Annotated in this window: 7 protein-coding genes and 1 pseudogene; 3 read left to right on the top strand and 5 right to left on the bottom strand. The window is 70.7% G+C overall.

Features of this window, described 5'->3' with window-relative positions:
* Positions 1–1,091, top strand: a 1,091-nt coding sequence (locus ABZ260_RS16295) for a DUF6537 domain-containing protein (RefSeq protein ID WP_355617627.1), incomplete at its 5' end; no start/stop codon positions are given.
* A gap of 73 nt (positions 1,092–1,164) precedes the next feature.
* Here the strand turns inward: ABZ260_RS16295 and ABZ260_RS16300 are convergent.
* Together ABZ260_RS16300 and ABZ260_RS16305 are read right to left on the bottom strand one after the other, a co-directional pair.
* Entirely contained in the window at positions 1,165–2,181 is a 1,017-nt protein-coding gene (locus ABZ260_RS16300) for a peptidase (protein WP_355617630.1), read from the bottom strand.
* An 18-nt stretch (positions 2,182–2,199) separates the two neighbouring features.
* The gene (locus tag ABZ260_RS16305) at positions 2,200–2,727 is read right to left on the bottom strand and encodes a hypothetical protein (protein WP_355617633.1); all 528 of its coding nucleotides are present in this window, start codon (positions 2,725–2,727) and stop codon (positions 2,200–2,202) included.
* Between the two features lie 258 nt (positions 2,728–2,985).
* On the opposite strand from ABZ260_RS16305, the gene ABZ260_RS16310 reads away from it, so the two are divergent.
* Positions 2,986–3,675, top strand: coding sequence for an HAD hydrolase-like protein (locus ABZ260_RS16310; RefSeq protein ID WP_355617636.1), 690 nt, complete (start codon positions 2,986–2,988; stop codon positions 3,673–3,675).
* A 111-nt stretch (positions 3,676–3,786) separates the two neighbouring features.
* On the opposite strand, the gene ABZ260_RS16315 is transcribed toward ABZ260_RS16310, so the two are convergent.
* The gene (locus ABZ260_RS16315) at positions 3,787–4,644 is read right to left on the bottom strand and encodes an NAD-dependent protein deacetylase (protein WP_355617639.1); all 858 of its coding nucleotides are present in this window, start codon (positions 4,642–4,644) and stop codon (positions 3,787–3,789) included.
* 136 nt (positions 4,645–4,780) lie between these two features.
* The gene (locus ABZ260_RS16320; RefSeq protein ID WP_355617642.1) at positions 4,781–5,629 is read right to left on the bottom strand and encodes an NAD(P)H-binding protein; all 849 of its coding nucleotides are present in this window, start codon (positions 5,627–5,629) and stop codon (positions 4,781–4,783) included.
* Positions 5,630–5,717: 88 nt separating this feature from the next.
* Between ABZ260_RS16320 and ABZ260_RS16325 the strand changes: the two genes are divergently transcribed.
* Positions 5,718–6,725, top strand: coding sequence for an endonuclease/exonuclease/phosphatase family protein (locus ABZ260_RS16325; RefSeq protein WP_355617645.1), 1,008 nt, complete (start codon positions 5,718–5,720; stop codon positions 6,723–6,725).
* Between the two features lie 649 nt (positions 6,726–7,374).
* Here the strand turns inward: ABZ260_RS16325 and ABZ260_RS16330 are convergent.
* Positions 7,375–8,060 (bottom strand): annotated as a pseudogene (locus ABZ260_RS16330) (hypothetical protein); the annotation flags it as partial.

Below are 8,060 nucleotides of genomic sequence, written 5' to 3' on the forward strand. Positions count from 1 at the left end.
AGCACCTGGCCCTGGCGAACCCCGAGCGCACCGTCGCGATCGCCTCGACGAGCCGGACACCGACCGGGGAGATGGTCTACGACGCCGGGCTCGGCTACCCGGACGCCGAGCCGATGCTCGCACGCCTGCGGAACTCGACGTCCAGGCTGCACGAGCTGGACGCGCTCGGCGCCGCCGAGGCGCTGTTCGGCTCCACGGACGTGGCGAACCTGCTGGTCGTGGGGGCCGCGTTCCAGGCCGGTGCGCTGCCGCTGACCGCGCGGGCCATCGAGCGGGCGATAGCGCTCAACGGGGTGAAGGTCGACCTCAACACCGCCGCCTTCCGCTGGGGCCGGGTCAGTGTCGCCGACCCGGCCGCGTTCGCCCGGGCCGTCTCGGGTGACGGGGTGCGGCCGGCCGCTGCCGGTGGTGGCCCGGACGGCTCCGAGTTCCTGGCCGGCCGGTCGCTGGAGGGCGAGACCGCCCGGCTGGCGGGCCTGCGGGCCGTGGAACTGCGGGCGCACTCCGGCGCGGACCTGGCCCGGCGCTACGTCGACCTGGTCGAGGCCGCGTGGACCGCTGAGCGGGCCGTGGGTGAGGCGACGGCCTTCAGCGAGGCGGTGGCCCGTGGCGCGCACCGGCTCTGGGCCTACAAGGACGAGTACGAGGTGGCCCGCCTGCTCACCGACCCCGCCACCGACCCGGTCGCCGGTCAGGTCCCCGGGGCCACGAAGGTCACCTACAACCTGCACCCGCCGATGCTGCGGTCGATGGGAATGAACAGGAAGCTCAAGCTCGGTCCCTGGTTCCGGCCGGTGCTGCGCGGGCTCGCCAAGGGGCGGGTGCTGAGAGGTACGCCGCTGGACCCGTTCGGGTTCGCGCACGTCCGCCGGCTTGAGCGCGCGCTGGCGGCCGACTACCGGGGCATGGTCGTCGAACTGGCCCGGACCCTCGACGCGGGCGGCTACGACCGCGCGGTGCAGGCCGCCGAGGCCGCGGAGCTGGTACGCGGCTACGAGGAGGTCAAGCTGGCAGGCGTCGAGCGCTACCGTGAGCGGCGCGGCGAGCTCGGTGTCCCGCTCGACGACGAGGTGCTGCGGCTCCTGCGCTGACCACGACGTCGCGGAGGAGCAGGCGGGACGTCGATCGAGTGTGGTCGACGTTCCCGGCCGATCCGCGGACGTCTCAGGCGTTGCTCGGTTCCCGGCGCGAACGGCGTTTCCGCCGGATCAGCAGGAACGTGATCGCCGCGAGTGCGGCGAGGACGACGCCGACCAGCGCCACCGTGGGGTACTGGATCGTGTCCATTTCCGCCTTGACCGCTTGTGCTGTCCCGGTGGCGGGGAACTGGATGGTCGCCTCGGCGGTACGTTTCGTCAGCCCGCTTTCCAGCCGGATACGGGCACGCCACGGCCCGTCGGGCACCTGCTCGCTGAGGGCGGCGGTGACGGATCCGATGTCGCCGGGAGCGAGCGTCGTGCCCGTTTGGACCTTGAACGGGCCGGCGCTCAGGCTTCCGGACTCGTTGGTCAGTTTCAGGTCGCCGCTCAGGTCGAGTGCGCGGCCTCCGGTGTTGTGCACCTGCGCCAGGACGATCTGCTGACCGGTGGGTGACCGTTGGGCCGTCAGCGAGTCGATGGTGAAGTCCGATGCCGGCGGGTTGCCGCGGCCGACGTCCAGGTAGAGCCGGATGCCGACGCGGTTGATCTGGGCGACGCCGCCACCGGGCGGCGCGGCCTTGGCCGTCTCGGCCCAGATCATGGCGTAGCGCTCTCCGGGGGCGGCATCATCGGGCACGGTGATGGTCGCGGTGACCGCCGAGCGGCCCTGCGGGGCCAAGATCACCTCATGCTGGTCCAGGGTGGTCCAGGTGGACAGCTCATTGGCGGTGTGATCGGCGGCGAACTGGAATTTCCGGTCGCGGATCTGTGCCGCGGCCGTGTAGATCGAAAGCTGCTTGGGCGAGCCGGTCGTGTTGAACACCTCGACCCGCCGGTGGATGACGGTACCCGGTGCGAGGTGATCAATGATGTAGGTCCAGGCCCGCTTGTCGGCTCGGGCCGCGACCGGTGCTTCGAGCAGGCGGATCCCGATGCCGCTCGCCGATGATCGGGCCGCCTGCGCGGGTCTGTCGAGCGTGCCGGCGGCCGGGGCGAGAATCCCGGCCACCAGCAGCCCCGCAACGATGGTACGAAGGTGCACGATTGTCGTCGGCTCCGCTCAGCCGACCGAGTGGGTGACGGTGCCGGAGTATGTTCCTCCGACGGCCGTGGCCGGAATCGTCACGGTGAGCGTGGGATTCCAGGTGGCGCTGTTGTCACCGGTGAGCGCGGTACCGGTGAACGCGACGCGCGGCACGTTGATGATGCCGCCGGGACCGGGCGTGAAGGTCCCCTGGCCCGTCGTGGCGGTGGCCGCTCCGGGGGAGTAGGTGACGTTGATGTTTCCGATGGTCTCGGGCCCGGTACCTGCGCCGGTGGTGAAGTCGGTGGAGATGGCGCTCGCGCTCCAGGAGCCGTTCAGGGTGGCGCGATCGTCGGTCACCGTGACCGGGCCGATCTCTCCCGAGATGCTGGTGGCACCGGAGGCCACCGAGCCGAGGTTCGCCGTCGACGGGGCGCTGATCGTCAGACCGGCGCTCGTGATCGAGAACGTGACGATGGTGTCGACGGCCAGGGCGGGCAGAGCGGTCGCTGCGACAAGGCTGAGGCCGACGGCTGCGGCGATCGCCAAAAGCGGTTTACGCATCTTCTGATCCAATGTTCAAGCGGATGTGAGAGGCGATGCGCAGCTCGGACGCTTAACCCAAGGAATCAAGCCCGCAGGCATACCGGCACGCCTCGTAGCGGACGATAACTCCTCGCGGTTTCCACAAGATCAAAGGCGCGACGCGTGCAATCGCTGCAATACCGTTCCATGGCAATGAAATGCCGAAAGGCGCGGACTTCGGCGATGGGTCCACGACCGCTTCGCTAGGCTCGGATGATGGGCTCTTTTAGAACGCTTGTGCTGTGGGATATCGATCACACGCTGGTCAGCATCGACGGGGTCGGCAGGGACATCTACGCCGAGGCGTTCCAGGTGGTGACCGGGCAGCCGATGCGGCGGGTCGCGGCCATGGCGGGGCGGACCGACTGGGCGATCACGGCGGAGACGCTCCGGATGCACGACGTCGAGGTGTCGGAGAAACTGCTGAGCTCCTTCGTCGCGGCCCTCGCCGAGGCGTTCGTCGTCTACGAGGCGGAGATCTCGCAGCGGGGCAGGGTCCTGGCGGGGGTGCGCGAGGTGCTCGACGTGCTGGCGGGCCGGGCCGACGTGATCCAGTCGCTGCTCACCGGGAACATGGAGCCGCTGGCGATCGGCAAGCTCAGGGCGTTCGAGCTGGAGGGTTTTGTGGACTTCGAGGTGGGGGCCTACGGGATGGACCACGAGGACCGCGCGGTGCTGGTGGGCCTGGCGCAGCAGCGTGCCGCGCGGAAGTACGAGGAGTCCTTCACCGCGCGGAACACGGTGCTGGTCGGGGATACGCCGAACGACGTTCTAGCCGGCCTTGAGGGTGGGGCGAGGGTGGTGGCCGTCGCCACCGGTTCCAGTGACGTCCAGGCCCTGAAGGAGGCCGGTGCGGAGCTGGTGCTGGAGGATCTCGCTGACACCGCCGCCGTGGTACGGGCACTCCTGGGGGCGTCGGAGCCGTAGGGCGGTCCCGGCCGTCGCCGGGCCGCGCGACCGACCATGGCGCGCGGTGCGCGGATTCCCGGTGGTCGCGGGACGGCCGCGCGCCGCGGCCTCCGGCGAGAGGCGGTCGCCCTACCTTGAGGGCGGGCCGGCGGTCATGGCACGCACGTCGACGAGCCTGACCAGTTCCGGCAGGACCGTGCCCAGCGGGGCGTCGACGGCGAGCGTCGCGTAGCCGTCGCCGCGGGTCGGGCCCTGGTTGACGATCGCCACGGGGATGCCGAGCTTCGCGGCGTGCAGCACGAACCGGCGGCCGGACATCACTGTCAGCGACGATCCGAGCACCAGCAGCAGGCGTGCTCGCTCCACCAGGGCGTAGCACGCGCGGACGCGCTCCGGCGGGACGGTCTCCCCGAAGAAGACGACGTCGGGCTTGAGCACCCCCCGGTCACAGGCCCGGCAGCCGACCAGCTGGAACCCGTCGACCTCCTCGTCCGCCAGCTCGACGTCGCCGTCCGGGTTGATCGCGCCTGCCCGGGCACCGAACCGGGGGTTCGCCAGCGTCAGGCGATGATCCAGCTCCTCGCGTGGGCTCGAATCACCGCAGTCCAGGCAGATCACCTGATGCAGGCTGCCGTGCAGCTCGACGACCGCCTCGGCGCCGCCCGCCTGGTGCAGGCCGTCCACGTTCTGCGTCACGATGCCGGCCACCAGGCCGCGCCGCTGGAGCCGCGCGACCGCGTGGTGGCCGCTGTTCGGCCTCGCCCCGGTCATCGCCCGCCACCCGAGGTAGCTCCGCGCCCAGTAGCGCCGCCTGGCGGCAGGGTCGCTGGTGAACGTCTGGTAGGTCATCGGGGTGTGCCGGACCAGGGAGCCGAGCGGCCCCCGGTAGTCGGGAATCCCCGACTCCGTCGATATCCCGGCCCCGCTCAGCACCACGACATCGCCTGCGGCCACCAGCTTCGCCAGCGCGCTCGTATCCTCGCTCACCCTCCCATACTGACCCACCTCGGATACCGCACGGCCTCGGGCCTGCCATCGGTCGGGCTGTCCCGCCTCCTGAGAGCTCGGGATGGTCGTCTCGTGGCCACAGTGGTTGTGACGCGGTGGTGCCGGTCGGGGGTGGTCAGCGGAAGTCGTCGGCGTGGTCGGCCACCCACCGGCGGAACGGGGTGGCCGGTGCTCCGGTGAGTTCCTCCACGGTGGAGGTGGTCGACTCCGGGGTGGCCGCCAACCGCGCATGCCCGTCGATGATTCCCTCCGCCGCGGCGGACGGCCAGCCCTGGTCGAGCAACTCGCGCAGCGCGATCTCCGGTGCGAGCTCCTCCCAGCGCGTCGGCCGGCCGATCACCTCGCCGATGGCGGTCACCTGCTCCACCTGGGTCAGCGCCTCGGGGCCGGTCAGCACGTACCTCGCCTCGGCGTGGCCGGTGCCGGTGAGCACGCTCACCCCCGCGGCGGCGATGTCGCGCTCGTGGATCAGTGGCCTGGTGGCCGCACCGTGCACCCAGCGGACGACGCCGCTCTCCCGGATCTGGGCGGCCCACATCAGGGTGTTGGCGGCGAACCCGCCGGGCCGCAGGAACGTCCACTCCGCTCCGGAGCGCTCGATCAGCCCCTCGATGAGGGCGTGGGAGCCGAGGATCGAGTTCGGGTCCTGGCCGGGGGCGTCGGACGTGCCGCGCGCGGAGAGGTAGACGACGCGGCGGGCGTGCTCGGTGATCCTCTCGATGGTCGCGGGCGCCGCGTGGTCGGCCGCGAGGGTCGGCCAGACGAGGAACACCGAGTCGACCCCGTCCAGGGCGGCGTCCAGGCTGCCGGGGTCGGCCAGGTCGCCGCGTACCACCTCGGCGCCCTCCGGGAGCCTGGCGGACGCGGGATCGCGGGCCAGCGCGCGCACAGCGGCGCCCGCGCCGAGGAACTGGGCCACGGCCTGGCCGCCGACCTTGCCGGTCGCCCCGGTAACCAGAATCATGATGATCTCCTTCATCAGTGGGAATGCCGCGATCAGTCTTCAACTTCAACTTTGGTTCAGGTCAAGGGAGTAAGGGAGGATGGGACCGTTGTCCGTCGAGCATCAGCCGTTTCCCGGAAGCGCGGGCGGGAAGGCCGGGACGCCGTGGACGCGCGGGCGGGTCCTCGCGTCGCTCGCCGTGCTGGTCGCCGGGCTGCTGATGTTCCACGACGCCGTGCCGAACGCCGTGGGCAACCTCGGCAGCCTGCTGGAGACGTTCCTGCCCTGGGTCGGCCTGGCGGTTCCCTTGCTGGGGGTTCTGGCGCTGCTGCGGCGTTCGGCTCTCGCGGCGGTGGCCCTGCTGCTCCCCGTGACGGTCTGGGCCGCTCTCTTCGGCGGACGGCTGCCGCCCGCCGAGCGGGGAGCGGCACACGATCTGACGGTGTCCCAATTGACGGTGCTCCAATTGACGGTGCTCCAGCACAACGTCGCGGACGACAACCCCGACCCGGCCGGAACCGCGCGGGCCCTGGCCGGAGCCGGTGCGGATCTTGTCGCCCTGGAGGAGGTGACCCCCGAGGCGCTGCCCGTCTACGGGGCCGCCCTCGCGCCGGACCATCCCCACCGCGCCGTCGTGGGCACCGTCGGGCTCTGGTCCAGGTATCCCCTCACGGACTCGCGGCCGGTGGACATCAGGCCGAAGGACATCGAGGGCGACTGGAGCAGGGGGTTGCGGGCCACGGCGCGGACCCCGTACGGCGACGTGGCCGTCTACGTCGCCCACCTTCCCTCGCTCCGCGTCCGGCTGCCGGACGGCTTCGGCTCCGGCCGGAGGGACGAGAGCGCCGTCGCGCTGGGCGGGGCCATCGCCGCGGAGAGGCTGGAGCGGGTCATCCTGCTGGGCGATTTCAACGGCACCCTCGACGACCGGGGCCTGGCCCCCCTCACCTCACGCCTGATCCCGGCGCGGGACGGCTTCGACTTCAGCTGGCCCGTCGCCTTCCCCGTCGCCAGGATCGACCATGTCATGACCCGCGCGGCGACCCCCGTCAGCACCTGGACCCTGCCCGCCACCGGCAGCGACCACCTGCCGATCGCCGCCCGCATCAAGCTCTGACGCACACAGGCGAGCAGGGGGCGGCCGACTCGCCGCGCACCGTCGGGTAGCCCCGACCGGCGTCATCCGTGGTTCCGGCTGTCGGTAGTTCAGCGTGACGGTCACGTCGATCGCGCCGTCGTGCGGGACGCGCAGGATGTGCACCCGGCGGCCGCCGTCACGCATGTAGTGGATGGAGGCGGCGCTCAACCTGATCCGGATCACGCCCCCGCTCCGGGCTCTTTACATGTCTGGACCCCGAGCCCGGCAACTGCTGACAGTTGCCGGGCTCGGGGTCCATGGTGTGGAATGTTCCTGCCGTGGCAGCGATACCGTGTCACGGCGACGCTGAAGGCGCCGACGAACACGATGCCGTTGTGGGCGATTCTCCGGTCACGGTCACAGAACCGGTGGCGGATGTCGTTCCATCCGAGGCGGTGGTGCTTGTGCCGAAGCCAACGCACGATCGCCACCACGCATGGTGACAGGCGTGCGCTCATTCGTCATTCGCCACCGACCACACGATCGGCCCGCTCTCGGTTCCTTCGACGACTTCGCCGACGGCCAGGCCCTCCAGATCCGGCGGTCGGGTCGCATCGTCAATTATGTCCGCGGCTCTTCTATTGTGATCTTCTTGCTTGGACCGCAGGAACGATCAACGAGAGCAGTACTAGTGCTGAGGCGGAGCGGGCGCCCCACCTGTGCGGCAGTCGAGAGGCTGCTTGATTGCCGGGACCTTGTTGGTGGCAGCGCCGGCCTTGTCCTGAGCGGCGGCCGCGATCTTGTTTCCGAGAGCGGTGCCGAAGGCCCCGGGGCTGGTGCCGCCGTTTGGTGCGGGCTTGGGGGGAACCGCTATCCATTTGCGGGCGTCGGCCTTGTTGCGGGCTTCTGCCTCGGCCTTCTGTCGGGCTTCTGCTTCGGCCTTCTGCCTGGCCTTTGCCTCTGCTTCGGCCTTGTTGCGGGCTTCTGCCTCGGCCTTGTTACGGGCGTCGGCGTCGGCGTCGGCCTTGTTGCGGGCTTCTGCCTCGGCCTTCTGCCTGGCCTCTGCCTCTGCTTCGGCCTTGTTGAGAGCCGCCGCGAGTGCCGCTGCCCAGTTGCGGGCGTCGGCGTCGGCCTTGTTGCGGGCTTCTGCCTCGGCCTTCTGTCGGGCTTCTGCTTCGGCCTTCTGCCTGGCCTTTGCCTCTGCTTCGGCCTTGTTGCGGGCCTCTGCTTCGGCCTTGTTGAGAGCCGCCGCGAGTGCCGCTGCCCAGTTGCGGGCGTCGGCGTCGGCCTTGTTGCGGGCCTCTGCTTCAGCCTTCTGTCGGGCTTCTGCTTCGGCCTTCTGCCTGGCCTCTGCCTCTGCTTCGGCCTTGTTGC

The sequence above is a fragment of the Streptosporangium sp. NPDC006013 genome (assembly GCF_040614275.1).
GTDB lineage: Bacteria > Actinomycetota > Actinomycetes > Streptosporangiales > Streptosporangiaceae > Streptosporangium.